The organism is Hymenobacter gelipurpurascens (assembly GCF_900187375.1).
Lineage (GTDB): Bacteria > Bacteroidota > Bacteroidia > Cytophagales > Hymenobacteraceae > Hymenobacter > Hymenobacter gelipurpurascens.
Map to the genome: position 1 here is coordinate 758,862 of NZ_FYEW01000002.1, position 24,451 is coordinate 783,312.

At 57.4% G+C, this 24,451-nt stretch carries 18 protein-coding genes and 1 riboswitch; of the genes, 11 read left to right on the top strand and 7 right to left on the bottom strand.

The genetic code is table 11. From position 1 onward, the window contains the following. Window positions 1-36: 36 nt before the first annotated feature. Both CFT68_RS15075 and CFT68_RS15080 read left to right on the top strand, forming a co-directional pair. Window positions 37-1,035, top strand: coding sequence for an aspartate-semialdehyde dehydrogenase (locus CFT68_RS15075; RefSeq protein WP_088844362.1), 999 nt, complete (start codon window positions 37-39; stop codon window positions 1,033-1,035). A 95-nt stretch (window positions 1,036-1,130) separates the two neighbouring features. Next, window positions 1,131-2,312, top strand: coding sequence for a TonB family protein (locus tag CFT68_RS15080; RefSeq protein ID WP_088844363.1), 1,182 nt, complete (start codon window positions 1,131-1,133; stop codon window positions 2,310-2,312). Between the two features lie 78 nt (window positions 2,313-2,390). On the opposite strand, the gene CFT68_RS15085 is transcribed toward CFT68_RS15080, so the two are convergent. Together CFT68_RS15085 and CFT68_RS15090 are read right to left on the bottom strand one after the other, a co-directional pair. After that, window positions 2,391-3,146 carry an alpha/beta fold hydrolase gene (locus CFT68_RS15085; protein ID WP_088844364.1) on the bottom strand — a complete coding sequence of 252 codons (756 nt, stop codon included), beginning with the start codon at window positions 3,144-3,146 and terminating at the stop codon, window positions 2,391-2,393. 185 nt (window positions 3,147-3,331) lie between these two features. Then, window positions 3,332-3,880 carry a YceI family protein gene (locus tag CFT68_RS15090; RefSeq protein WP_088844365.1) on the bottom strand — a complete coding sequence of 183 codons (549 nt, stop codon included), beginning with the start codon at window positions 3,878-3,880 and terminating at the stop codon, window positions 3,332-3,334. A gap of 280 nt (window positions 3,881-4,160) precedes the next feature. Here CFT68_RS15090 and CFT68_RS15095 point away from each other — a divergent pair, with 280 nt between their 5' ends. Then, a complete protein-coding gene (locus CFT68_RS15095; RefSeq protein ID WP_141106583.1) occupies window positions 4,161-7,634 on the top strand; it encodes a PAS domain S-box protein in 3,474 nt (1,157 codons plus the stop codon). Between the two features lie 104 nt (window positions 7,635-7,738). Here CFT68_RS15095 and dxs read toward each other — a convergent pair whose 3' ends face one another. After that, a complete protein-coding gene (dxs, locus tag CFT68_RS15100; protein WP_088844367.1) occupies window positions 7,739-9,682 on the bottom strand; it encodes a 1-deoxy-D-xylulose-5-phosphate synthase in 1,944 nt (647 codons plus the stop codon). A 257-nt stretch (window positions 9,683-9,939) separates the two neighbouring features. Here dxs and CFT68_RS15105 point away from each other — a divergent pair, with 257 nt between their 5' ends. Then, window positions 9,940-11,025, top strand: a complete 1,086-nt coding sequence (locus tag CFT68_RS15105) for a lysylphosphatidylglycerol synthase transmembrane domain-containing protein (protein WP_088844368.1) — start codon at window positions 9,940-9,942, stop codon at window positions 11,023-11,025. Between the two features lie 13 nt (window positions 11,026-11,038). Here CFT68_RS15105 and CFT68_RS15110 read toward each other — a convergent pair whose 3' ends face one another. Together CFT68_RS15110 and CFT68_RS15115 are read right to left on the bottom strand one after the other, a co-directional pair. Further along, complete coding sequence (locus tag CFT68_RS15110) at window positions 11,039-13,639, bottom strand: erythromycin esterase family protein (RefSeq protein ID WP_088844369.1); 2,601 nt, start codon at window positions 13,637-13,639, stop codon at window positions 11,039-11,041. A gap of 190 nt (window positions 13,640-13,829) precedes the next feature. Beyond that, window positions 13,830-14,246, bottom strand: a complete 417-nt coding sequence (locus tag CFT68_RS15115; RefSeq protein WP_088844370.1) for a lipocalin family protein — start codon at window positions 14,244-14,246, stop codon at window positions 13,830-13,832. Between the two features lie 232 nt (window positions 14,247-14,478). Here CFT68_RS15115 and CFT68_RS15120 point away from each other — a divergent pair, with 232 nt between their 5' ends. From CFT68_RS15120 to CFT68_RS15140, 5 genes are all read left to right on the top strand, one after another. Then, window positions 14,479-14,778, top strand: coding sequence for a LysM peptidoglycan-binding domain-containing protein (locus CFT68_RS15120; RefSeq protein WP_088844371.1), 300 nt, complete (start codon window positions 14,479-14,481; stop codon window positions 14,776-14,778). Window positions 14,779-15,138: 360 nt separating this feature from the next. Then, window positions 15,139-15,252: riboswitch (SAM riboswitch) on the top strand. A gap of 393 nt (window positions 15,253-15,645) precedes the next feature. Then, window positions 15,646-17,034, top strand: coding sequence for an O-acetylhomoserine aminocarboxypropyltransferase/cysteine synthase family protein (locus tag CFT68_RS15125; RefSeq protein ID WP_088844372.1), 1,389 nt, complete (start codon window positions 15,646-15,648; stop codon window positions 17,032-17,034). A gap of 320 nt (window positions 17,035-17,354) precedes the next feature. Beyond that, window positions 17,355-18,392, top strand: a complete 1,038-nt coding sequence (gene metX, locus CFT68_RS15130) for a homoserine O-acetyltransferase MetX (protein WP_088844373.1) — start codon at window positions 17,355-17,357, stop codon at window positions 18,390-18,392. Then, entirely contained in the window at window positions 18,382-19,659 is a 1,278-nt protein-coding gene (locus CFT68_RS15135; RefSeq protein ID WP_088844374.1) for a homoserine dehydrogenase, read from the top strand. The genes metX and CFT68_RS15135 overlap by 11 nt, the downstream gene beginning before the upstream one ends. A 161-nt stretch (window positions 19,660-19,820) precedes the next feature. Further along, on the top strand, window positions 19,821-20,408 hold the full coding sequence (locus CFT68_RS15140) for an HPP family protein (RefSeq protein WP_088844375.1): 588 nt from the start codon (window positions 19,821-19,823) through the stop codon (window positions 20,406-20,408). Window positions 20,409-20,425: 17 nt separating this feature from the next. Here the strand turns inward: CFT68_RS15140 and CFT68_RS15145 are convergent, their stop codons facing one another. After that, entirely contained in the window at window positions 20,426-21,655 is a 1,230-nt protein-coding gene (locus CFT68_RS15145) for an alpha/beta hydrolase (RefSeq protein WP_088844376.1), read from the bottom strand. 151 nt (window positions 21,656-21,806) lie between these two features. On the opposite strand from CFT68_RS15145, the gene CFT68_RS15150 reads away from it, so the two are divergent. Beyond that, on the top strand, window positions 21,807-22,712 hold the full coding sequence (locus CFT68_RS15150) for a S66 peptidase family protein (RefSeq protein WP_088844377.1): 906 nt from the start codon (window positions 21,807-21,809) through the stop codon (window positions 22,710-22,712). A 15-nt stretch (window positions 22,713-22,727) separates the two neighbouring features. Beyond that, a complete protein-coding gene (locus CFT68_RS15155; RefSeq protein WP_088844378.1) occupies window positions 22,728-23,243 on the top strand; it encodes a GNAT family N-acetyltransferase in 516 nt (171 codons plus the stop codon). A 164-nt stretch (window positions 23,244-23,407) separates the two neighbouring features. On the opposite strand, the gene CFT68_RS15160 is transcribed toward CFT68_RS15155, so the two are convergent. Next, window positions 23,408-24,439, bottom strand: a complete 1,032-nt coding sequence (locus CFT68_RS15160; protein ID WP_088844379.1) for a M28 family peptidase — start codon at window positions 24,437-24,439, stop codon at window positions 23,408-23,410. Window positions 24,440-24,451 lie beyond the last annotated feature (12 nt).

Consider the following 24,451-nt stretch of genomic DNA (forward strand, 5'->3'; position numbering starts at 1 on the left):
AACTGCTTTACCTTTACCAGCTAACTCAGATACCTCATGAAAGTAGCCGTAGTAGGTGCCACCGGTTTGGTAGGCACCGAGATGCTGAAAGTGTTGGCCGAGCGCAACTTCCCGGTCACGGAACTCCTCCCCGTTGCCTCCGCCAAATCGGTAGGCCAGGAAATCGAATTTCAGGGCAAGAAATACAAGGTGGTGAGCATGGACGACGCCATTGCGGCGCGCCCGGCCGTAGCCATTTTCTCAGCGGGTGGCTCCATTTCCAAGGAAGAAGCTCCGCGCTTCGCCGCAGTTGGCACCGTTGTTATTGATAATTCCTCGGCCTGGCGCATGGACCCTACCAAGAAGCTGGTGGTGCCCGAAATCAACGCTAAAGAGCTGACCTCGGAGGATAAAATTATTGCCAACCCGAACTGTTCCACCATTCAGATGGTGGTGGCCCTCAATAAGCTGCACGAGCGCTACAAGGTGGAGCGTATTGTGGTGAGCACCTACCAGAGCGTAACGGGTACCGGCAAAAAAGCCGTCGATCAGCTCCTGGAAGAGCGCGCCGGCCAGACGCCCACCAACCCCGCCTATCCCCACCGCATCGACTTGAACGTGCTGCCGCATATTGATGTGTTTGAGGACAACGGCTACACGAAGGAGGAGATGAAGATGGTGAAGGAAACCAAGAAAATCTTCGGCGACGATTCTATCCGCGTAACCGCTACCACGGTGCGCATTCCGGTAATGGGCGGCCACTCCGAAGCCGTAAACGTGGAATTCGCTCAGGAATTTGACCTTGCGGAAGTGCGCGAAATCCTGCGTCAGACCGAAGGCGTGGAGCTGGTAGACGACGTGCAGAACAACGTGTATCCCATGCCCAAAGACGCCCACGGCCGCGACGCCGTGCTCGTAGGCCGCCTGCGCCGCGACGAAACTCAGCCCAAAACCCTCAACATGTGGGTAGTGGCCGACAACCTGCGCAAAGGCGCCGCCACCAACGCCGTCCAGATTGCCGAGAAAATGCTGCAAATGGGTTTATTGCAACGCTAGGCATGCATATATTATCTACCTAAAATTGCCCTACTTCGGTGGCGAGTCTGCCAACTGAAGCAGGGCAATTACTTTCTATACCCATTCATTCTTACATGAAACACACGCTACTCTTATCCCTTGCCCTTGTTTCTCTGCTAGGCCATTCCGGACGGGCACAAACAGTTGCTACACCCAAAGCGCCGGCAAACGCAGCTGTTTACACCTATGTAGAGCAGATGCCGGTGTTCCCAGGTGGTCAGCAGGCCTTACTACAGACCATCGGCGAAACTGTCAATTACCCAACTGAGGCCTTGGAACAGCGTCTGGAAGGACGGGTATTTGTGCAGTTCGTAGTCGGTACTTCGGGGCAGGCGCAGGATGCAAGAGTTACTCAAAGCCTGCATCCGCTGCTGGATGCCGAAGCCGTTCGGGCCGTCAGCGCGTTGCCGGCTTTCTCTCCGGGCCGGCAGAATGGCCGGGCGGTACCAGTAGCCTTTACGCTACCTATTATTTTCAAAATTCCACAGAACGTAGAAGAGATTCTGGCCGCACGAGCTGGTAAACCGGCTACAGCTTCTGCAGCTTCAGTAACCTCGGATTATGCGCGCTTCCCGGGTGGACCAGAAGCACTGGCTGCGTATCTGAGTGCTGTGCCTTACCCAGAGGGCGCCCGCGCCACGCAGGCGGAAGGCCGGGTGTATGTGCGTTTTCAGGTGAGTGCCAGCGGCAAAGTAGAACAAGTAGCTGCTATCACCCCCAAAACTATTCTCCCCACCAAAGCTCTTCAACGGCGCAAAGCAGCCGAAACAACATCAACTCTATCTAAACAAACAGCCGATATGCAGCTGCTTCTGGCTGCCACGCAACTAGTAACCGACATGCCCAGCTGGAAACCTGCTTTTCAAAATGGAAAAGCTATTGCCAGCAGCATGACCGTGCCGGTAGATTTCTATGCCACGGCGCCGGCTACCGCACCCGCACCCGTGTATGCTTATGCCGATCAGATGCCGGGGTCTATAGGCAACCAAGGAAAACTTGCGGGCAGTATGTACCAGGGAATCCGATACCCTGCTGAAGCATTACGTCGTCAGGTTCAGGGCGAAGTACTGATCTACTTCGTGGTGAATGAGCAAGGCCGGGTAGAGCAGGCTGAGGTTATCCGGTCAGTTGATCCGTTGCTGGACGCAGAAGCACTGCGCGTTATTCAAGCACTACCGGCCAGTACGCCACCTATGCACCAAGGCAAACCCGTGAAAGTATTCTTCACGGCTCCCGTAAACTTCGCCATTCGCTAATGTGCGTTTCCTGAAAAAGTCACTGAGCCCCTGCATCTCTTCTGCAGGGGCTCAGTGACTTTTTTACTATCCTGACGGCTACTTGCCAAACACTACCTCTGCAAACTGTTCAATAGCCCTGCGGGTATCCATAGGCCGCTCCAGATAACCTAGGTGGCCTACATCGGCCAGTAGCAAGGCATGGCTCTGAGCTGGTAGCGCCAGCTGGGGCAGCAGGCTCTCGATGGCTACCGCTACATCATCCTGCCCCCCTATAAAGAGCACCGGAAATTGTGCATTTTTTAGCACCTGCGTGCGGTCGGGGCGGTTTTTCATGGCCTCTAGGCCACCTAGTATGGTAGCCTTGGGGGTAGCCTTCCCGATATCTTCGAGCAGTGTTTGTGCCTCTGGCAGCCGGTCGCGGTTGGCGGGTGCGAACAGCGGCCGGATAAAGGAATCCATGAATTTCTTTACGCCGTGGCGTTGCACAAAATCGTGGTTTTTGTCGCGGTTAGCCTTTTTCTCGTCGGTATCCGGCAGAGCGGTTGAGTGGAAGAGCACTAGGCCACTTACCATCTCCGGATGCGCCTCCGCCAGGGCCAGCGCCACGTAGCCGCCCATGCTGTGGCCTACTACCAGCGCTTGCGTCACGGATTGTTGCTGCAGCTGCTCGGCTACATAGCTAGCCTGCGCCTCCATGCTGTAGTCCTGAACGCCCTCCGTATTCTCGCCGTGCCCCAGCAGATCTAGCAACAGTAGCTGATAGTCTTTTGAGAATCCGCGAGTGAACTCCGTCCAGATAGCGCGCGATTCGGCGAAGCCGTGCAGGAAAACAATAGTGGGTGTAGTCGGCATAAGCAGAGTGCTGGAATCGGCTCAATTACGCACATTTGCCCTGTTTGTTCTTATCCTGATCTATTCCCACAGTATCCGCCGCCGCTGCGAAGCCGACACCACTAGGCCTACTGCCACTGCCCTACGCTAAAAAAGGACGAGCCACCCAAATAGGTGGCTCGTCCTTTTATGAACTGGTCGTTTACTTAAACGGCAACCGCTTCAGCTTGCTTCGCAAACTGCAGGCTGGCGGAGAGCTTCACGTCGTCGCTTACCACGATGGAACCGGCCTCGGTTACGCCGCTCCAGGTCAGGCCGAAATCTTTGCGGCTGATTTTGCCCGTCACGTCGAAACCGGCTTTGTGGTTGCCGTAGAAGTCGCCGGCTTCTCCGCCGTATTCCACGTCAAATACTACAGACTTGGTAACGCCATGCAGGGTCACATCGGCGGTGAGTTTGAACTCGTCGTCGCCGGTTTTCACGAAGGAAGTCGAGACAACCGTCAGCTCCGGATACGTGGCCGCGTCAAAGAAATCGGCGCCCTTCAGGTGCTCGTCGCGCTGCTCCTGGTTGGTATCAATGCTATCGATTTTGGCCGTGAAGCGCACTTGTGCGTTTTCGAAGCCTTCGCCGTTGGTCACGGCCTGACCCTCAAACTGCTTGAACGAGCCCGTTACCGTCGAGATAACCAAGTGCTTTACTTTGAACTGTACTTCGGAGTGGGTAGGATCGAGAACCCAAGTGGTAGTGGCCATACGACAGGAAAAGTTTAGCGTAGATGTTGGATTTACAGGAGGCCAGCCGTTACACGAAGAGTGTAGCTTCTGCCAAACCGCCCCGACAAAGATACGAGAACAATTTAAAACAATGTACCTACATAGTTTATTTTTCTTTTCGCTTCGCCATCTGATCGATTAAGCACTGGTAGTTTCTGCTAGGCCACCATATTCTTCCTTGTTCCCCCACCGGTAATTAGTAACTTTCTCCACTGCGTCAGCAACCCGCCGCTGCTTTTCACTTGCTATTTTATATTCTGTGAATCCATTCTCTGCCAGCTCGGCGCCCACAACCGCGCTACCGGATGTTGCTTTGCTGGAAGAAATCTTCGATGCCGTAGTATTGCTCACGGCTGAGGGCAATCTGACCTGGGCAGGCAGCGGATTCGGGCAGCTCATTGGGCTTAGCACCCCTACCCCCGACTACCTGCTGACCGCGCTGGCCGCCAGTGGCGTTTCGCCCGCTGAGTTGCGACACCAGTTGCAAGCCGCTACCCTCCCGCGCTTCGACGTGCCGTTGCCCCGCCCTGATGGCCAGGAAGTTTGGGTGCATCTGAAGCTGCGCCGGCATTCGTCGGGCTTATTTCTAGGCCTATTAGAGGACATTACCACGCGCCAGCAGGCCGCGCTGGAGCAGCAGGAGCGCTTTCGCTACCTCACGGAGAACATTCCGGGCGTGCTGTTTCAGTGGCGCAGCACCCGCACGGGAAAATCTGGCCTGAGCTATATCAGTCCGCAGCTGCACACCATTTTCGGCATTCCCCCGGAGCAGTCAGATCAGTTCATTAGCTACGTGCACCCGGATGACCGCCTGCAGTGGGAAAACACTGTGCAGCATACCTACCAGCACAAAACCGACTGGCTATTTGAAGGGCGCCTGCTAGTGCCGGGGCAGCCGATGCGCTGGTTTCGAGGCAGCGCCCAGCTGGCCGAGTCAGACGAGGACAACTACCTCTACAGCGGCATCCTGACGGATATCACGGCGCTGAAGCAGGCCGAGGAAACGGTGCAGGCCAATGAGCAGCGCTGGCGCCTAGCCATAGAACGGTTCGGTGACGGGGCCTGGGAGTTCAATTACCATACCGGCGAGGAGTACTTCTCCAATACCTACTACACCATGCTGGGCTACCCGCCCGATGCCCTGGAACCGGCCCTTACATCATGGCAGGACCATGTGCACCCCGACGACCACGCGCCGAGCATGGAAGCCGCCGCAGCATATCTGCGCGACGAAGTACCGATTTACTCCGTAGAGCGACGCCTGCGCTGCAGCAATGGGCAGTATAAATGGGTGCTTACCCGCGGCCTCGTTACCCAACGCGACGAGCAGGGCCAGCCCCTTATCATGACGGGCGTGCACACCGATATATCGGCTGTGAAACAGGCTACCGCGGCGCTGGAGGCCAGTATGCTGCGCTTTTCTACTACTATTGCCAACTTTCAGGAAGGCATTATGCTGGAAGATGAGCACCAGCGAGTAGTGCTGGCCAACGCCGCTTTGTGCCGCATTTTTGGTCTGGAGGTCACGCCCGAGCAGCTCATCGGCTACAACACCAGCTTGCTGAGCCAAGCCATTCAGCAGCACTTCCGATACCCCGAGGAGTTTACTGCCCGCTACGAAACCATTGTGCGGGAGCGGCAGCTGGTGACGGCGGAGCTGTTTGAGCTGGCCGATGGCCGCACCGTGCAGGGCGACTTTGTACCCATCTTCGTGGCCGAGCGCTACATTGGGCACCTCTGGAAATTCCAGGACATTACGGAGCGCAAGAGCAGCGACGATGCCCTGCGGCGCCGCGAGGAAAAGTACCGCGGCATCATCGAGAACATGAATATGGGCTTGGTAGAGATGGATTTCGAGAACCGGGTGCTGTTCACCAACCAGACCTTTCGCGACACCACCGGCTACCACAACCAGGAGCTCGACGACCCGGCACTTATGGCCCGGCTGCTAAGCCCCGAGGAACTCAACAAGATGCAGCAGCGCAACCAGCTGCGCGAGCAGGGAATCTTCGAAACCTACGAGCTGCCCATTATCAGCAAGGATGGCCAGCTGAAATGGCTGCTGGTAAGCGCGGCCCCCCTCTACAACGACCACCGACAGGCCTACGGCAGTATTGGTATTTTCCTGGACATTACGCACCAAAAGCAGCTGGAAAGTCACCTGCGCAATGCCAAGGAGCAGGCCGAAGAATCGGCGCGGGCGAAGGAGCTGTTTCTGGCCAACATGAGCCACGAGATTCGGACGCCCATGAATGCTATCCTGGGTATGGGGCAGCTGCTGGCCAAAACCCCGCTCGACGCCGACCAGCACGCCTACCTGCGGGCTATTGCCACCTCCGGCGAAAACCTGCTGGTAATTCTCAACGACATCTTGGACCTCTCCAAAATCGGGGCTAGCCAGCTGCTTATCGAGAACATCGGCTTTAGCATCACCGACCTGCTGCATCAGGTGGAGAGAAGTCTGCACTTCAAGGCCGAAGAAAAGGGCCTCTCCTTCCATACCCAGGCCGATGAGCGCATCCCGGCCGTGCTACTCGGCGACCCGTACCGCATCACGCAGGTGCTGCTAAATCTGGCCGGCAACTCTGTGAAGTTCACCGAAAAAGGCTCCGTAGCGGTTTCTTGCACCCTGGAGCAGGCCACGCCCGAGTACGTAGACCTGCGCTTTTTGGTGGCCGATACCGGCATTGGCATTGATGCCGACTACCTAGAGGATATCTTCAAGGAGTTCAGCCAGGAAGATTCCTCCGTGACCCGCAAGTTCGGTGGCACAGGCCTAGGCCTCAGCATCAGCCGCCAGCTGGTGCACCTGATGGGCGGCGAAATCAGCATCGAAAGCCAGAAGCACGAAGGTACGCACAGCTACTTCACGCTGCGCCTGCCCGTTGGAAGCCCCGAGGATCTGCCGCAGAAGACCCTGGTCACGGACGGCATCCGGGAGCAGCTCCGCAACCAGCGGATTCTGCTGGTGGAGGACAATACCTTCAACCGCCAGATTGCCAAGGGTTTCCTGCATAACGCCGGCCTGGAAGTTGTAGAGGCTGAGAATGGGGCCATAGCCGTGGAGCTAATCCATCAGCAGTCCTTCGACGCCGTACTCATGGATGTGCAGATGCCCATTATGAATGGCCTGGAGGCCACCGCCTATCTGCGCCAAGAGCTGAACTTTACCACCCCTATCATTGCGCTTACTGCCAACGCCGTTAAGGGGGAACGGGAGAAATGTCTGGAGGCCGGCATGAATGACTACTTGCCTAAGCCTTTCCAGGAAGACGACCTCCTGAAAATACTTTGCCGCTGGATTTTGCCGGAAGCCGCTCAGGCGGCTTCGCTAACCGAGCCCGCCCTTACTCTCCCACCCGACGACACGGCCGCCCCGCCGTTTTACAACCTGGATATTGTGCGCAAGATTGGGCAGGGTGATGCTTCCTTTACGACCCTGATGCTAGAGTCGTTTATTGAGGGCTGCACGGAGGCGGTGCTGGAGCTGCAGGCTGCCACCGCCGCCCAAGATGTAGTAGCGCTACGCGCCGCAACCCATAAGCTCAAGCCCAGCCTAGAGCATTTGCAGGTGCACCGCCTCCTCCCTCTCATCGCCACATTAGACTCCTGGCACGCCGCCTTCGACGCCACCATTATCCCGAGTATGGTAGCGGAAGCGACCAAGCTGCTCCAGCAACTCACGGAGCAAATGATGCAGGAGCTGCACACGCTTCGGGCGGAACTGGAGTAGCGCTAGGCCACTTTATACACCGTTTTAGGCATATCAGCTACTAGCAAAAAGCCCCGCCGGACGAATCCGGCGGGGCTTTTCTTTTTCTATACTGGCCTAGCAGGTTACAGCAGTACCCTTTCTGCGGGCGTGATGGCGGCTACTTTGCCGGCCATTTCGCGGAGGGCAGCCGCAATGCCGTCGGCATCAAAACCACACTCTTTGTAGAGCTCATCCTGGGAGCCGTGCTCCACAATACGGTCCGGGATACCGAGGCGACGAACTGGAATAGCGTAGCCATTATCAGCCAGGAATTCCAATACGGCCGCGCCGAAGCCACCGGGCAGGCAGCCATCTTCTACAGTTACAATGGCTTTGTACTGGCGCGCAATGTTGTGCAGCATTTCCTCATCTAGTGGCTTGCAGAAGCGCATATCGTAGTGGCCGGGGTTGAGGCCTTCGGCGGCGAGCTTCTGGGTGGCTTTCACGGCGTAGTTGCCGATGTGACCGATGCTGAGCACTGCCACTCCTTCGCCCTCGCGCACCACACGGCCGGTGCCGATGATGAGCTTTTTCAGGGGCTTGCGCCACTCCGGCATTACGCCTTCACCGCGCGGGTAACGGATGCTGAACGGGCCAGCGTTTTCGGGCAGGGTGGCCGTGTACATCAGGTTGCGCAGCTCTTCCTCATTCATGGGAGCCGAAACCACCATGTTCGGGATGCAACGCATGTAGGCCAGGTCGTAGCAGCCGTGGTGCGTAGGCCCATCGGCACCGGCAAAACCGGCGCGGTCGAGGCAAAACACTACATGCAGATTCTGCAGGGCCACGTCGTGCAGTACCTGGTCGTAGGCGCGCTGCATGAACGAGGAGTAGATGTTGCAGAAAGGCACCAGTCCTTGCGTGGCCAGGCCCGCCGAGAACGTGACGGCGTGCTGCTCGGCAATGCCCACATCGAAAGCGCGGTCGGGCATGGCCTTCATCATGATGTTCAGCGACGAGCCCGAGGGCATGGCCGGCGTCACGCCCATGATTTTATCGTTCTGCTCGGCCAGCTCCACCATGGTTTCGCCGAACACATCCTGATACTTGGGCGCTTGGGGCTTGTCGTAGGTCTTTTTGTGGATTTCGCCGGTCACCTTATCAAACAGGCCGGGAGCGTGCCACAGAGTCTGGTCTTTCTCGGCCAGTGCGTAGCCTTTGCCCTTCACCGTAACACAGTGCAGGATTTTGGGACCCGGAATACTCTTGAGGTCGTTGAGGATGGTAGCCAGATGCTGCACATCGTGACCATCCACGGGGCCGAAATAGCGGAAGTTCAGGGCCTCAAACAGGTTGCTCTGCTTCATGAGTGTGGCCTTCATGGCCTGCTCCACTTTACGGGCAATCTGCTGGGGGTTGGGGCCAAACTTGCTGAGTTTGCCCAGCACATTCCAGAGTTCATCGCGCACTTTATTATAGGTGCGCGAGGTGGTGATATCAGTAAGGTATTCCTTGAGCGCGCCCACGTTGGGGTCGATGCTCATGCAGTTATCATTAAGGATTACCAGCAGGTTGGACTTCTCCACGCCCGCGTGGTTCAGGGCCTCGAAGGCCATACCGGCTGTCATGGCTCCATCGCCAATTACGGCAATGTGCTGGCGGTCGAACTCCCCTTTGTAATCAGAAGCTACGGCCATGCCCAGGGCAGCGCCGATGCTGGTGCTGCTGTGGCCTACGCCGAAAGCATCGTACTCACTTTCGCTGCGCTTCGGGAAACCCGACATGCCGTGGTAGCGGCGGTTGGTGGGAAATTTCTCGCGGCGGCCCGTCAGGATTTTGTGACCGTAGGCCTGGTGGCCTACGTCCCACACCAATTGGTCATAGGGCGTATTGAAGACGTAGTGCAGCGCCACCGTCAGCTCCACTACGCCCAGGGAGGCCCCGAAATGGCCGCCGTAAATCGAAACCGAATCGATAATAAACTGTCGTAACTCCTGGCTCAGTTGCACCAATTGGTCGGGACTGAGTTTTTTCAGGTCGTTGGGCGAGTCTATAGCCGCCAGCAATTCACCAGGTTCGACAATCATAAGGGCAGGGGCAAATGAGATATGTAGCAGGGCAACAGATAGCTGACGCAAAAGGTTAGCATCTGCCGGAACCTCACCACGTACAACTGCCAAAGTTACGGGTTTTCTGTTCGACCGGTTCAACGCGAAACAGGAAGGTTATGGCATTGAGAGCGGAGCAGACCGATCACAGGCAACCCTTTCTCAATTAACACTCCTTTAACGTCGTCGCTACCGCTAATCATTACCTTTACCCGCCCACCTTAGCCCTTTTGCCCATGCCCCAGCTCACGGAACCGCAGAACGAGGAACAGCAGTTGCTGCACAAGCTTCGGCCCTCGCGCATTATCCTGCCGGTTCTCATTGGCCTGAGTGTAGTGGGTTTCATGTTCTGGCGCAGCTACAAGCCCGGCGACCTTGCTCCACTGGCTAATGCCAAGCCGCTGTGGCTGCTGGTTATGGCCGTAGTGCTGGTCGCGCGCGATGCTGGCTACGTGTACCGCATCCGCTACCTCACCCAGAAAGTACTGAGCTGGCGCGCCAGCCTCGATGTGATTATGCTCTGGGAGTTTTCCTCGTGCGTGCTCCCCTCGGCGGTGGGTGGTACGGCCGTTGCGCCGGTGCTGCTGCACAAAGAAGGTATTCCGCTGGGCAAATCAGTGGCCTACATCATGGCTACGGCCATGCTCGACAACCTGTATTATGTGCTGGCCGTGCCGCTGGTCGTGCTCATTGGGGGCGATGCGCTTTACCCGCACGAGGCGCTACAGGGTGGCCTAGTAGCGACGTTGCGGGTGGCTTTTATTGCCAGCTACGTTTTCGTCTCGGCGTATGCCTTCCTGATGGTGTACGCCATCTTCGTGAACCCCAGATCGGTGAAGCGGATATTTATCCGCTTATTCTCGCTTACTGGCCTACGGCGCTGGCGCAACAAAGCTTACCAGCACGGCAACGAGCTGGTGCTGGCCTCGGCCCAGCTGCGCGGCAACGGAGTGGCCTACTGGCTGCGGGCATCCTTCAGCACGGCTTTCGTCTGGACGGCGCGATACCTGGTTATCGGCTGCCTGATTTCGGCGTTTATTGATGTAACCTGGGCAGAATTTTGGCTGATTTTCGGCCGCAACCTCACCTATAAAGTTATCCTGCTGATTGCCATCACACCCGGCGGCGCGGGCATTGCGGAAGGCGCTTTCCCTACTTTCTTCGGCAAGTTTATCGGTACGGCCACCATGACGAACTTCATGGTGCTGCTCTACCGCATCGTGACGTATTACCTGTATCTGGTGCTGGGCGCCATCTTCCTGCCCCGCTGGATTACACGCATTTTCGGCAAGAAAGAGGCGGAAGAGATTCTCAGCGAGTAACCTTAGGCAGCAGCTAGGGCCGCCGGCTTTCTAAGCTTGGCGTAGCGGCGGCCGGCGGCACGGGGCGCTGGTAGGTCTGCCATAGGGCCGCATCGGAAGGAGCTTTGGGCAATTGCGAGGGCTCCCACTCAAACTTCGCCTCTTTTGGGCTCAACTCAGCTACAGTAGTAAGCCGGGCAGCGTGCGGGTATAGGGTGGTTGCTATCTGGTAATGAAAAGGCCCTTTTTTCAGATGCCGCCCAATCATGATGGCCTGCATCTGACTAACAGCCACTTGATAGCGGCCATCAGCTGCGCGCTCGTAGTGTACGGCATGAGCACTTCGCCAATCAGAATAAACGGAGCTGTACAGGTTGGCAATGGTCCCGGCCCGGCCCAACTGGCTGCCATGGTACTTGTGCGCCACCATGTTATGATGAATGGTATCTTCCTGCCACAACGCCTCATACTGCGTCACGGCGTAGGTGTCGGTGTTAATAAACAACCGGCCTTCATAGCCCGACGCGAGATATAAGCCCGTTGTGCGGGAGTTGGCCTTTTTGGCCTTGAAGCTGATAACATAGGTAGTAACAGCGCCACTTTGCAGAATAGTATCAAACCGCAGGCTGTACTTACTTAGGGCACGGGCCTGAAACAAGGGCGAAACTCGGACCGGGTCAGAGGAGTGCACGGAGCCGCCAACCCCGCCGAACAGTGCATCCTGCAACACGGGCTCCTGCCTACCTCTGAGAACATGTGCGTTGTGCACTCGTAGCTTGGGGCTGGGCCCCATGATGCTGTGGTAGCTGCGGAAACCGGCCGGCACAAAGGCATCGGCCAAGTACTCTATCTCATACTGTACCGTATCGAAGTTGCTGATGCGGCGGTGGGTGTACACTTCTGTGGCATCGTCGGCAAAACGATAGTTCTGCGGAATGGCCTTAATCACCTTCTTCATAATCTTCGCCGGATTCTGCGATTGCGCACTCACGCGCACATCGGCCAGGGCGTAGGCGGCCGGCTCCAGTCTGATTACCAGTGAACCTGCCGTAGCTGTTGCCGGTACGTTGGCCGTCTGGTAGCCTACACTCGTGATTTGCAGTATTTCTGCGCGGCCGGCCGTCAACTCAAAATGGCCTTGCGCATTGGCAACGGTGCCGGTAGCGCGGCCAGGAACTGCCACTGTTGCAAATGGCACTACTGCGCCCGTTTTGCGGTCCAAAACTGTGCCTTGAACTCGCGCGAGTGTCCCTACTGTACTTGCCGAACCCTTCCGTTGTATGGCGGGGTTCAACTGGCTTAGAGGCACCTGTGAGGAGGCTCCTGCAACCGCCGCTACAGCCGGAGCAGGCTCAGCGCTGCCTTCACCTTGGTGAGGTGGATGTACGCTTTTCAGAAACAGAAACCCATCAACTACTTCGCTCCAGGGCCCGGCCAGAGGGGTGTAATCGATGGCGGAGGTAGTAAGGATAGCCTTGGGCGCATCATGCTTCAGGCTCACGAAAGCGTACTCGCTGCCCTGGCCTAGCAACTCCGCCTCCAAACTCCCAGCCTGTGGCACCGGCACCGTGCGCAACTCCCCTACCCGCTGGTAGGTGCCACCACCGGCCAGCGTACCAAGCACATACACATCGTGGGGCCGTAGAGCAGCCTGCACGGCGCGGCCCATGGGCCGAAATGCCTGTATTTCTTCGTTGTTGAGTACTTCCAGCTTATTGGCCAGGTGTGGCAGTGCGCCCCAGCACACCACTTTTTCCTGCGAATGCTGGCCTAGGTACCAAAGCAGGTTGTCGGCCATCTGGGCATCGCGGGGGTTGTTGTCGACGGCTTTAAACCCCGCTTCTGACTTTATGGATAAGTCGTTGGCGGCATAGCTGCGGGCCATGGCCTGCATGCTGCGTAAGTTTTGGAGCCAGAAGGCGGCCCGAGTCCGACGTGGAATATCGGGGCCGGCCGCTATTTTTTGCAGCAGCTTGCTGGCTTTGGCTAACTGGCTTTCGAATAAAGCCGGTTGAAAGTTTTGGGGTACTACGAAGTGGCCTAGCGCTGCTACCACTTCCTCTAAATAGTCGTAGCCAATAGTGTTGGCACCTTTTTCTGGGCGTAGAAACTCCTGTAATTCCTCCACCAGCTCGTCGCGATAGTCGCCGCCCAGCTGCCCATCAAAGCCGGCCACGCGTAGGCCACCTTTGCCCAGCAGCGGCAGAATACCCTGAAACTCCTGTGTGCTAGTCCAGATGGGAAAAACGCTGTTTTCCAGTGCTTCCGGCACTGTCACTCCGGCATTTATATCGCGCTGCGCTCTGTCCAATTCATAAAACCCGCTTTCAAAGGCCACGGTGGTAAAGCCCATACGCTCTTTCAGGAAGCGCAGGAGGCGGATTTTAGCCTCCGTTACATTGCCCTCGCCGTGGGTGGGCTCGCCCAGCATTACTACCCGCGCGCTGCCTATTTCCTGCACCAAAAATTCCAGATCAGAAAAGTTGGTATCGGTGGCGCTGATGCTGCGGAGTGCATGTACCGGAAGCTTCGACCGAGTGGTTGTAGTTGTAATAGCCGACTGGCCTAGACCCGTTGTAATAGCACTTACTGCTAGCAAGCCAGACGCCAGCAAGCGCCGAAAATTCTTCACCATATAATCTACTTGGATAATTATTGTTACTACCGTAACTGTTGAGCAAGGTATAGTATTCCTCAGATATTAAGATTCTGGTTTCACTACCTCACCAGCATATAGCCGTTGCCACAAACACCAAGAGGCCCTTCCGCTTGGTAGCAGAAGGGCCTCTTGGTGTTTTTTCGGAGTGGCTTTTCCAGCCAATACCCTATTCTTTTTCCAGACGCAGCTCGGCACCGGCCGCGCTTTTCAGCGTCAGCTTGTCATCGGTGAGCGTTACTACACTGAACGTGTTGCTTTCGGCAGCACCTTCGGGCGTCATCGTGATGGTTTTAGCCGTCTGGTCGAAGGCATATTTGCCGTTTACCGTACCGGTTGGTGCAGCCATATTGTACTGGCCGTTAGCGAAGAACGTGATGCGCTCATCTTCCTGCGCATCTGTTTGCTTCACCTTGTCGCCGGCTGAACTCAGCTCTTTATCCGTTTTCCAGACTTTGCTGTCTTTGCCATAGAGCATATTCACGCCTTCTACTTTGCCTTCTTTGCTGCCGCAGGAAGTGGTAAAAATGGCGAGCAACATCAGCAGGCTGGCCAGATAGCGGAGGGTAATGGACTGCGTTTTCATGGGTGTAGGGAGATGAATGAAAAGAATACTGCCAGACTGGTATAAGGCCCGACAGCGAGAGTTCGAATACTGCGCTTCTTACGGTAGCCTACGCCAAGATGTTCAACTAAGCTTAAGCTCCTCCATAACCTTACAACTTATTGAAAGGCCTTAGCGTAAGACGCACTACCGACATCCTGCATCTGCTTGATAACCGGCCTTTTCCTCTCCTCACCTTTAACTTGCACTAGCTATGGGACTGTTTGATTTTCTCTCCAACGAAGGCGATAAAAAACCTGTTGAGCCTGCTAATAAGCCCGCTGCTGGCGGTGGTACCGATTTCTTCGGCAACAATGCCAACGCAGCCAGCAATACCGCTGCCGCCGGCGATACCTACACCGTAGTAAGCGGCGATTCGCTCTCCAAAATTGCCAAGCACCACTATGGCGATGCCGCCAAATGGCACCAGATCTATGACGCCAACAAAGGCGTTATCGGCTCCAACCCCGACCTCATTGAAGTAGGCCAAGTCCTGACGCTACCCAAGCTCTAGGCCACTCGCCCTCCTTAGAAATATCCTAAAAGCTGCCTTCACAAAAGGCAGCTTTTTTTATGCTTTAACAGACGATTTTACTGAAAATAAAAAAGTTTTTCGCTTGGCTTTGCAGTCACTGAAGCCGTTAAGATCAGTGGCATGCAGCACTTGCCGAGAGCAACCATAACGCGAATATTAACTACTAAAACCTCATTTCTAACAACTTACCACACCCTGGCATTTACTCGCTCGTGGCCTAGGCCACTACCCGCCGCTGCGAAAAAATATTTTACCAATCTATTGCAGATATCAAATCCGGCTATACATTTGCAACACCAACACGGTACTCCTCTGCTCGCGGCAGAGTAGTTTTCATAGGATTTATACAGAAGCGGCGAGAGAACAGGCTCCCTGACCCGCTGGCAACCTTCGACCGCGCGAAAGGTGCCAATTCCTGCCCGACCAAGCTTTTGCTGGCGGGGCATATAACTCAGAGTGCCATGGAAAACACCCCCGCTTTCGCCCGTTTGACCTCATCCGCCCCGGCTGCCTTGCTGCACGCCGCCTCGCCGATGGGTTTCTGTGTTGCTCCCGCCGTTTCGGTGGCCGCTCCCGTTGCTGCGCGAATGCGCTGCTGTTGCAGCGCCTGTTGTTGCTGTAGCTAACCGCCCGTAGGCCGGTTTCTCCGCACAACTCCCCTCCCCCTCTTCCTGGTTCTGCCCTCAGAGTGTTTGTGCCATCTAGGCCACTCTCAACAGGCCCCATCGCATCCTAACCGCCACTTTTAGCCGGTTTTGGGCGGTCTGCGCTACGTCTCATCGTGACCTCAACTCCCCTTCCAGACTTCTATCCTTCTTCCGATAACTCCTTACTGACCAGATCGTCATGTCAACTCCAGCCCTTCACTTCGAGACTTTGCAACTCCACGCTGGCCAGCAGCCCGACCCCGTAACTGGTGCCCGCGCCGTTCCGCTGTACCAGACCACTTCTTACGTGTTTAAGAATGCGGAGCACGGCGCCAACCTGTTTGCTCTGAAGGAATTCGGCAACATCTACACCCGCCTGATGAACCCCACCACCGACGTGTTTGAGCAGCGCATTGCCGCGCTCGAAGGCGGTGTGGCGGCCTTGGCGGTTTCCTCGGGGCAGGCGGCGCAGTTCATTGCCTTGAACAACATCCTGCAGGCCGGTGACAACTTCGTCTCGACCTCGCACTTGTATGGCGGCACCTACAACCAGTTTAAGGTGGCCTTCAAGCGGTTGGGCATTGAAGTTCGCTTTGCGGATGGCGACCAGCCCGAGCAGTTCGAGAAGCTGATCGACGACAAAACGAAGGCTATCTACCTGGAAACCATCGGCAACCCCAGCTTCAGCATTCCGGATTTTGAGCGCATTGCGGCCATTGCCAACAAGCATGATCTGCCTCTGATCGTAGACAACACGTTTGGTGCTGGTGGCTACTTGTTCCGCCCTTTGGAGCACGGCGCCCACATTGTGGTAGAATCGGCCACGAAATGGATTGGCGGACACGGCACCAGCATCGGCGGCGTGATTGTGGATGGCGGCAAATACGACTTCGGCAACGGCAAGTTCCCGCAATTCACGGAGCCATCCGAAGGCTACCACGGGCTGGTGTTCAATGATGTCTTCGGCAAGAATGGACCGTTTGGCAACATCGCCTTCATCATCCGGGCCCGCGTGGAAGGTCTGCGCGACTTCGGGCCGTCGCAGAGCCCTTTCAACTCCTTCCTGCTGATTCAGGGCCTCGAAACGCTGAGCCTGCGCGTGGAGCGCACCGTGGAAAACGCCCTGCGCGTAGCTACCTGGCTGGAGCAGCATCCGCAGGTAGAGGCCGTGAATTACCCTGGCCTACCCAGCAGCCCCTACCACAAGCTGGCCCAGAAGTACCTGAAGCGCGGCTACGGCGGCGTGCTGACTTTCGCCATCAAAGGCAGTAAGGAAACCGCCTCGCAATTCATTGACAACCTGAAGCTCATTAGCCACTTGGCCAACGTAGGCGACGCCAAAACGCTCATCATTCAGCCCGCGGCCACCACGCACCAGCAGTTATCCGAGCAGGAGCAGCTTTCGGCCGGCGTAACGCCTACGCTGCTGCGCATTTCGGTGGGCATTGAGCATTTTGATGATATCCGCGCCGATTTGCAGCAGGCCTTTGACGCGGTGCGCAACGCCGCCCCGCTCACTGCCGAGGCTAATGGCAGCACGCTGCTGCCCGAGCCGGAACCAGAACACGCCGCTACGCTGGAGGTCTAAGACCAAGAGAGGGGTTGAACAAGTGGCTGCTGCTTCGTGGGGACAGCCAGAACTTGACCTTCAGCAGGCGTAATGCGGGCAGCCCGACGGATTTTTTGTGAGAGAGGAACCCGTTGAACTAAGCTGCCCGCCCATAGCCGGGGCTGAACCAGTGCGTCTGCTGGTTCAGCCCGCGGGCTTTGGAACAGGAATAATGTGAGGCTTCGGCTTCGCATGGATTGAGCAACGCGAATTGCGATACCTCAATCATACTTATTAGTACTGCATGACCAGCGAAGCGGAGGCTGGCCTAGACCAGCCTCCGCTTTTGCTTTTGCCCTATGTCTGACATCGACCAACAAATTTTTCGGTTACCTAGGCCACTCCGGCTGGAAAGCGGCGCTGTGCTGCCGCACGTGGAAGTGGCCTACCACACCTACGGACGTCTTAATGCCTCCCGCGACAACGTGGTATGGGTATGCCACGCCCTCACGGCTAACGCAGACGTGCTAAGCTGGTGGCCCGGCTTGTTTGGGAAAGACACCTACTTCGACCCTGCCGATTGGTTTATTGTGTGCGCCAACGTGTTGGGCTCCTGCTACGGCAGCACCGGCCCACTCACGCCAAACCCTGTAACCGAGAAAGTGTCCTACCAGCATTTTCCGCTGCTGACCATCCGCGACCTGGTTTCGGCGCACGAGGCGCTGCGGGAACACCTGGCCCTGACGCGTATTCATACGCTAATTGGTGGCTCATTGGGCGGACAACAAGCTGTGGAATGGGCTATTCAGCGCCCCGAGCTATTTGAGAACTTGGTGTTGCTGGCCACCAGCGCCCGGCACTCAGCCTGGGGCATTGCCTTCAACGAAGCCCAACGTCTCGCCATTCAGGCCGACCCAACTTATTACACCGCCACACCGGATAGCGGCGCAACTGGCCTACGGGCCGCCCGCGCCGTGGCCCTGCTCAGCTACCGCAGCTATGAGGCCTACGAAAGCGCGCAAACCGAGCCCGATGATGCCGTAATCACGGATTTCCGGGCCAGCTCTTACCAGCGCTACCAGGGCGACAAGCTGGTGGCTCGGTTCAATGCGCACAGCTACGTCACGCTATCGAGGGCTATGGATTCGCACCACGTAGGCCGGGGCCGGGAGGGCGTGAAGGCTGCGTTAGGCCGAATTCGGGCGCGGACGCTGGTTATCGGTATCACCTCCGATGTGCTGTTCCCAACGAGTGAGCAGCAGCTGTTGGCCCGCCACATTCGGGGCGCCATGTATGCCGAAATGGATTCGCAGTACGGCCACGATGGCTTCCTGATTGAAACGGCGCAAATCACCCATTTACTCGAACGCTTTTACGTCCAGACTTATGTCCACTAACCTGCCAACAACCTCCCAAGCTACTCCTGCTACTACGGCCGCTCAGCCGTGGCGCGTGGGCCTGATTGGCTTCGGCTGCGTAGGCCAGGGGCTATACGATATCCTGCAGCAACAGCCGCAAACCGGTTTCGACATTAGCCGCATCGTGGTGAAAAACCACACGAAAGAACGGCCGTTACCCGCTAATCGGTTTGAGTTTAACGCCGATGATCTGCTGGCCGACGACACGCTGGACGTGCTGGTAGAAGTTATTGATGATGCCGATGAAGCCTTCCGGTTGGTAGCGGAAGCCCTGCGGCGGGGCCGCCGGGTGGTTACGGCCAACAAAGCTATGCTGGCGCGCCACCTCCCCGAGCTGGTGCAGCTGCAGCACGAAGGCCACGGCACCTTATTATATGAGGCGGCCGTGTGCGGCAGCATTCCGGTTATCCGGACGCTGGACGCCTACTTCGGAGTGGAGCCATTGCGCCGCCTCACGGGCATTCTCAACGGCTCCTCCAACTACGTGCTCACGCGCATGGGCGAGGACGCCTCCGACTATGCCCTGGCCCTTGCCGAGGCCCAGGCAAAAGGTTTCGCCGAAACCGATCCGTCGTTGGATATGGGGGCTTTCGACCCGCGCTCCAAAGCGGTATTGCTGGCGGCTCATGCGTATGGCGCTTTTCTGCAGCTAGAGCAGGTATTGAACCTGGGCATTGAGGGCATCAGTGCCGTTGATATTGCGTTTGCTGCCACGCTAGGCCAGAAAATCAAGGTAGTGGCAGGCCTACAGCGCCTCCCCGATGGTCGCGTAACGGCCTTGGTAACCCCGCAGTTTGTGGGGCCGGAGTCGCCGCTGTACACGGTGGACAATGAGTTCAACGGCGTGGTACTAGAGGCTGATTTTGCGGGTGAGCAGTTTCTGCGCGGCCGGGGCGCGGGCGGCCACCCCACCGGCTCGGCTGTGCTGGCCGATTTGGCCGCGCTGCGCCAGGGCTTTGCCTATCAGTATCCCAAAGCCAACGCCACCACTCCGGCCTACGCTTCCGATCTGGAAGTGGAAATCTACCTGCGCACTGACGAAGAACGCATCATCGACCTGCTTGACTTCAGCGAGATTTCAGAAGAAGCCGACGAGGATGAGTACGTGGTAGGTTTTGTGGCGCTGGAAAACCTCATCCGTCACCGCGACACGCTGCGCAAGTACGGCGCCTTTATTGTGCGTACCGGGCAGCTACGGCCCATCAGCACGGCTGTAGCGGCGGTGGTGGAAGAGGAGTCCTTTTAACAGTTGGCGGCCATCGTAAGCTCTGTACAGAACCCCTTGTTTGGCTCCTGCCGGATAAGGGGTTTTCTGTTTGGAGTACCTTTGCAGCCTTTTTGGGCCCTACTAGGCCTATAGTGCTGAGTAGCTGTGCATAGGTGCTACTCAGAATTTATCAGCATAGCATGCGACAAAAATTGCGGAAACATGCGCGGCAGGCGCGCTACATTCTATATCAGGAAACCCTGTTTGATTTCAAGGAGCACGTCTGGACTTTTCTGGGCTCCTTCGCTGGTATTGCCCTTATTGGGCTACTGAACCGCTACTTTCTGGGCGCTAATGATACGATGCTGCTGGTAGGCTCCTTTGGGGCGTCGTCGGTGCTGATATATGGTATCATCAATAGCCCGCTGGCTCAGCCACGCAACCTGATTGGGGGCCATTTGCTGAGTGCATTTGTTGGCGTGACGGTGTACAAGCTGGTGCCGGGGGAGCTATGGCTGGCAGCCGCGCTGGCGGTGTCCTTGTCCATCATCGGGATGCAAATAACCAAAACACTGCACCCGCCGGGTGGCGCTACGGCACTTATTGCCACCATCGGCTCGCCGCAGCTGAAGGCCCTGGGTTATTGGTATATGGTAATGCCAGTGCTGTCGGGCATTAGTATCCTGTTGCTGGTAGCCCTCCTCTTCAACAATGCTACTTCCAGTCGCCGCTACCCAACCAATAAATACTGGTATAAAGTCTGGCAACGCGGCTATGGCAGAACCTAGCCGCCTAGGCCTATTGCTTACTTCGGCTGGCCAGGCGTAGAGGTAGTAGTTGGTATGGGTGTAGCTGTTGCGGACTGAGCCGGCAAACCCGGCTCTGGCGGACTGTCCGCTGTGCTCTGCGGTTCCGTTACTGGCTTACCAGTCAGCTGGGTACTATCTGGTGCAGCAGGAGAAAACTGCGCGAGTTGCAGTGGCAAGCCGGCTGGTATATCGGGCCTGAAGGGCATAACCAACCGGGGCTTCAGAAAGGCTACTGGCCTAGGCTGCGGTTTCAGGGCAGCCGCCAGCAGAGGGCCCGGCTGGCCAGCACCTAATAAGGGCCGCAGAAAGTCGCGGGCAGTGGTGAATACAGTATCCAGATAAACTGGCTCTACCGAATACGGCACATGGCCTGCGCCACGCAGGCGACGCAGCACGTTGGGCACGCCCACTGCTGTAGCGCGGGTACTAATGGCGCCACCTCCACCTACGCGTTGCGCGGGCAAAGGTGTTCCTACCCGGCCGCGGCCGTAAGGCACTAGTCCATCCCGGGTGCCATGGATGTTGCAAACGGGAATGTCGCTGGGTTGGAGCCAGCGCACGTCGGCCAGGGCGCCGCACATATTTACCACGCCTCTCGGGCGACTGCTGTAACGCAGGTGGCCCCCATTGCCTTCTAGGCCACCCAGGCTGGCTAAGTCCAGATAAGCGGGCACCTCAGCGGGCTTATCCATGTAAGCGGTGAGCAGCGACATAAAGCCCCCGGCTGAGCTGCCACCCACAAAAATGTACTGCGGATGCACCCGAAACTTACGGGCCGTAGCGGCATCATGGCGGAAGAAACGGATGGCCGCCCGCATATCCTGCGTGGCCCGGAAAGCAGCCCGGCCGATGCCCACCGTATCAAAAGGAAAGAAATACAAACGGTAGTCGATGCTGGCCGTGACGTAGCCCAGGCGGGCCAGGCGGGTGCAAAGGGCCGTCATCACGGCATCGTCGCGGGTGCCGGTCAGGAAGCCACCCTCGTGGGCCAGCACAATCAGCGGGCGGCGACGCACGGTGTCGCTGGTAGGCTGGTATACATCCATGTAAAGCGTCTGGGTCTGGCCTAGGAACGTAGTGGCCTGCCCAAACTCTACGCCCCGCTGAACTGTCACCTGCCGGAAGCGCGGCTGGTAGTAGCGGCCTCGTGTCGTATCAATTTGTGCCTGCGCGGCCACCGATGTCAGCAACGCCCCCAGTATTGCCAGCAGCCAGAAGTATTTCATGTCCGGTTTATTAACTCGGCCAGCCCATATCAAGCGGCAGCCACCACAAAGATACTCCGTAGGCCACTGCTCTTTGAGTTGATTTCGGCTGCAACGGTTGCCGAAGTTGTGTAGGTTTACCGGCGAAAATTTTCACTTTCCCCGACCACGCATGGCCACTACTGCCCCCGCTCCCCTTCGTTCCGGCGACAAAGTCGCGATTGTTTGTCCGGCCCGAAAAGCCTCGGCTGAGGAGTTGGCCGCGGCCGTAGCCACCCTGCAAAGCTGGGACCTAGAGGTGGTGCTGGGCGAAAGCACTACCGCCGCGCAGCATCAGTTTGGAGGCTCCGATGAGGTGCGTGCCCGCGACCTGCAGCGCCAGCTCAACGACCCCAGCATCCGGGCGATTCTGTGCGCGCGCGGCGGCTACGGCACCACCCGCATCATTGATCAGCTGGACTTTTCGCGCTTCGCACAAGACCCCAAATGGGTAGCCGGCTTCTCTGATATCACCGCCCTCAACAGCCATTTGCTGGCCCTAGGCCACCAGAGCATACATGGCGTGATGCCGATGCTGTTTCATCAGGAAAGTGGCGAAGAGTCGTTGGAGAGCCTGCGGCGGGCGTTGTTTGGCGAGGAGGTGGCCTACAGCGCGCCGGCCCACGCCCTCAACCGCCTGGGCACCGCTACCGGCGAGCTGACGGGAGGCAACCTGAGCCTGCTCCAAACCCTCACCGGCACCCGCTCCGAATGTCCCACCGCCGGCCGCATCCTGTTTTTGGAAGACATCGATGAGTACCTGTATGCCATCGACCGCATGATGGTGCACCTGGAGCGTACCAGCAAGCTCCAGCACCTGGCCGGCCTGCTCGTAGGCCACTTCACTAACCCCCAGGATAACACTATTCCGTACGGCCAGACGCCCAACGAAATCATCGACCATTACGCCGGCAAATACGGTTTCCCCATTGCCCATCACTTCCCCGTAGGCCACGAGCCCCAGAACATGGCCCTCATCTGTGGCCGCGAAGCGCGGCTGGTGGTAGAGGAAACGGGCGCCCACCTCACTTACCTCTAGGTCTATTCTAACACGATGACTATCCGAACGATATCTGCCGACGAGCTGCCGCGGTACCTGGAAAGCCTGACGCAGCTGCTACAAGATGCCGTAGACACCGGCGCCTCTGTCGGGTTTCTGCCGCCACTTGCCCCAGCAGTAGCTACTGATTTCTGGAACGGCGTAGCCGATGCCCTGCAAACCGGCCACCGCCTTCTCTGGATTGCCGAGCAAGATGGCCGCGCGCTGGGCACCGTACAGCTAGATTTAGCCACCAAACCCAACGGCCTGCACCGCGCCGAAGTCGCCAAGCTGCTCGTGCACACGCAAGCCCGGCGGCAAGGCATTGCCCAGCAACTCATGCGGACCCTGGAAGCAGAAGCCCAACGGCTGCAGCGCACCACACTGGTGCTGGACACCTTGCAAGGTGAGCCGTCGGAACTGCTGTATCAGCAGTTAGGCTACACGGCAGCAGGCGCTATTCCAGCTTTTGCCCGCGTGGCCAGCGGCGCACTAGAGCCAACGGTGGTGTACTACAAGCTCCTGGCCTAGCACGTTTTCTGACATACAAAAAGGCCCCGGCAACGCATGTTGCCGGGGCCTTTTTGGTTACGTAATAAACTGTCATTCCGAGCTGAGGGAGGAATCTGGGTTACTGGCCTAGGACCTAAAATCTGAACCAGATTCCTCCCTCAGCTCGGAATGACAGTTTTTTATTACTCGCCGTAAATGGTGGTGAGCACGGTCTGGCCTACGGCTTTGAGCGTCCGTTTGTCGATGATGCTCATGTTGTCCTGCGTGGTGTGGTGGTAAGCGGGGAAGTACTCTTCTCCTACCGGCACGTGGTCGATGATATCGATGGTGCGCACGCCGGCTTTGTTGGTGTACACGTGGTCATCGGTGATGCCGTAGCTGTCGTTAAAGAGGAAGTAGTCGGAGAAGCCGAGCTGCGAGGCCGTATTCCAGACCTTATCCACCACGTCGCGGGCCTGCTGGCGGGAGAGTTCTTCACGGCTGAACTTGGCGTTTTTGGCTCCTACCATATCCAGCAGAATGCCGTAGCTGGGCTTGTAGCCAACGGGCAGAATGTTTTTGGCCCAATACTGCGAGCCCAGGCACCAGCTCGATTCGCCAGCGGCCTCCTGGCGAGCCAGCAGGTTCTCCTTTTCGCTTTGCGTGCTGCCGTCGTAGCCGTAATCTTCAGAGTCGAAGAGAATAAAATCGACACCCACGCCTGGGGCAAGGCTATCTTTTTGGGCGGCTAGCACGCGGGCCATTTCTAGAGCAATACCCACGCCGCTGGCGCCATCAGAAGCGCCATCGAGCGGGGCATTCTTGTTGGTCTTGTCTTTGTCGGCGAAGGGGCGCGTATCCCAGTGGCTGAAAATGGCGACGCGGCGCGTAGCCTGCGGCTGGTATTGGGCAATGATGTTGCGGGAGCGCAGCATTTTGCCATCAAACGCCATAGCCTGAAACGGCTGCTCCTTCACCGATAGGCCCAGGGCCTTGAACTTGGCAATGATCCAGTCGGCGGTTTTTACGTGCGCTGGAGTGTTGGGCACGCGCGGTCCAAAGGCCACCTGCTTAGCCGTGAAGGCATAGGCAGAGTCGGCGTTGAAGGCCGGGGCTTTCGGCACGGCGGGCTGCTCGAGCGTTTCGGCCGTTTCGGTGGTGCTTTTCTTTTCCGGACAGCCGGTAAGCATCAGGAGAGCAGCCAGCGCGGCAGGAGCAAGACGGGAGAGGTACATGGAGGAGAGTGA

What these genes read in the sequence shown, in the direction of transcription:
- CFT68_RS15125 (WP_088844372.1), top strand. Translation starts at nt 15,646, where the DNA reads ATGTCAACTCCAGCCCTTCACTTCGAGACTTTGCAACTCCACGCTGGC.
- metX (WP_088844373.1), top strand. Translation starts at nt 17,355, where the DNA reads ATGTCTGACATCGACCAACAAATTTTTCGGTTACCTAGGCCACTCCGG.
- CFT68_RS15115 (WP_088844370.1), bottom strand. Translation starts at nt 14,246, where the DNA reads ATGAAAACGCAGTCCATTACCCTCCGCTATCTGGCCAGCCTGCTGATG.
- CFT68_RS15090 (WP_088844365.1), bottom strand. Translation starts at nt 3,880, where the DNA reads ATGGCCACTACCACTTGGGTTCTCGATCCTACCCACTCCGAAGTACAG.
- CFT68_RS15140 (WP_088844375.1), top strand. Translation starts at nt 19,821, where the DNA reads ATGCGACAAAAATTGCGGAAACATGCGCGGCAGGCGCGCTACATTCTA.
- CFT68_RS15160 (WP_088844379.1), bottom strand. Translation starts at nt 24,439, where the DNA reads ATGTACCTCTCCCGTCTTGCTCCTGCCGCGCTGGCTGCTCTCCTGATG.
- CFT68_RS15075 (WP_088844362.1), top strand. Translation starts at nt 37, where the DNA reads ATGAAAGTAGCCGTAGTAGGTGCCACCGGTTTGGTAGGCACCGAGATG.
- CFT68_RS15155 (WP_088844378.1), top strand. Translation starts at nt 22,728, where the DNA reads ATGACTATCCGAACGATATCTGCCGACGAGCTGCCGCGGTACCTGGAA.
- CFT68_RS15110 (WP_088844369.1), bottom strand. Translation starts at nt 13,639, where the DNA reads ATGGTGAAGAATTTTCGGCGCTTGCTGGCGTCTGGCTTGCTAGCAGTA.
- CFT68_RS15105 (WP_088844368.1), top strand. Translation starts at nt 9,940, where the DNA reads ATGCCCCAGCTCACGGAACCGCAGAACGAGGAACAGCAGTTGCTGCAC.
- dxs (WP_088844367.1), bottom strand. Translation starts at nt 9,682, where the DNA reads ATGATTGTCGAACCTGGTGAATTGCTGGCGGCTATAGACTCGCCCAAC.
- CFT68_RS15145 (WP_088844376.1), bottom strand. Translation starts at nt 21,655, where the DNA reads ATGAAATACTTCTGGCTGCTGGCAATACTGGGGGCGTTGCTGACATCG.
- CFT68_RS15085 (WP_088844364.1), bottom strand. Translation starts at nt 3,146, where the DNA reads ATGCCGACTACACCCACTATTGTTTTCCTGCACGGCTTCGCCGAATCG.
- CFT68_RS15120 (WP_088844371.1), top strand. Translation starts at nt 14,479, where the DNA reads ATGGGACTGTTTGATTTTCTCTCCAACGAAGGCGATAAAAAACCTGTT.
- CFT68_RS15080 (WP_088844363.1), top strand. Translation starts at nt 1,131, where the DNA reads ATGAAACACACGCTACTCTTATCCCTTGCCCTTGTTTCTCTGCTAGGC.
- CFT68_RS15150 (WP_088844377.1), top strand. Translation starts at nt 21,807, where the DNA reads ATGGCCACTACTGCCCCCGCTCCCCTTCGTTCCGGCGACAAAGTCGCG.
- CFT68_RS15135 (WP_088844374.1), top strand. Translation starts at nt 18,382, where the DNA reads ATGTCCACTAACCTGCCAACAACCTCCCAAGCTACTCCTGCTACTACG.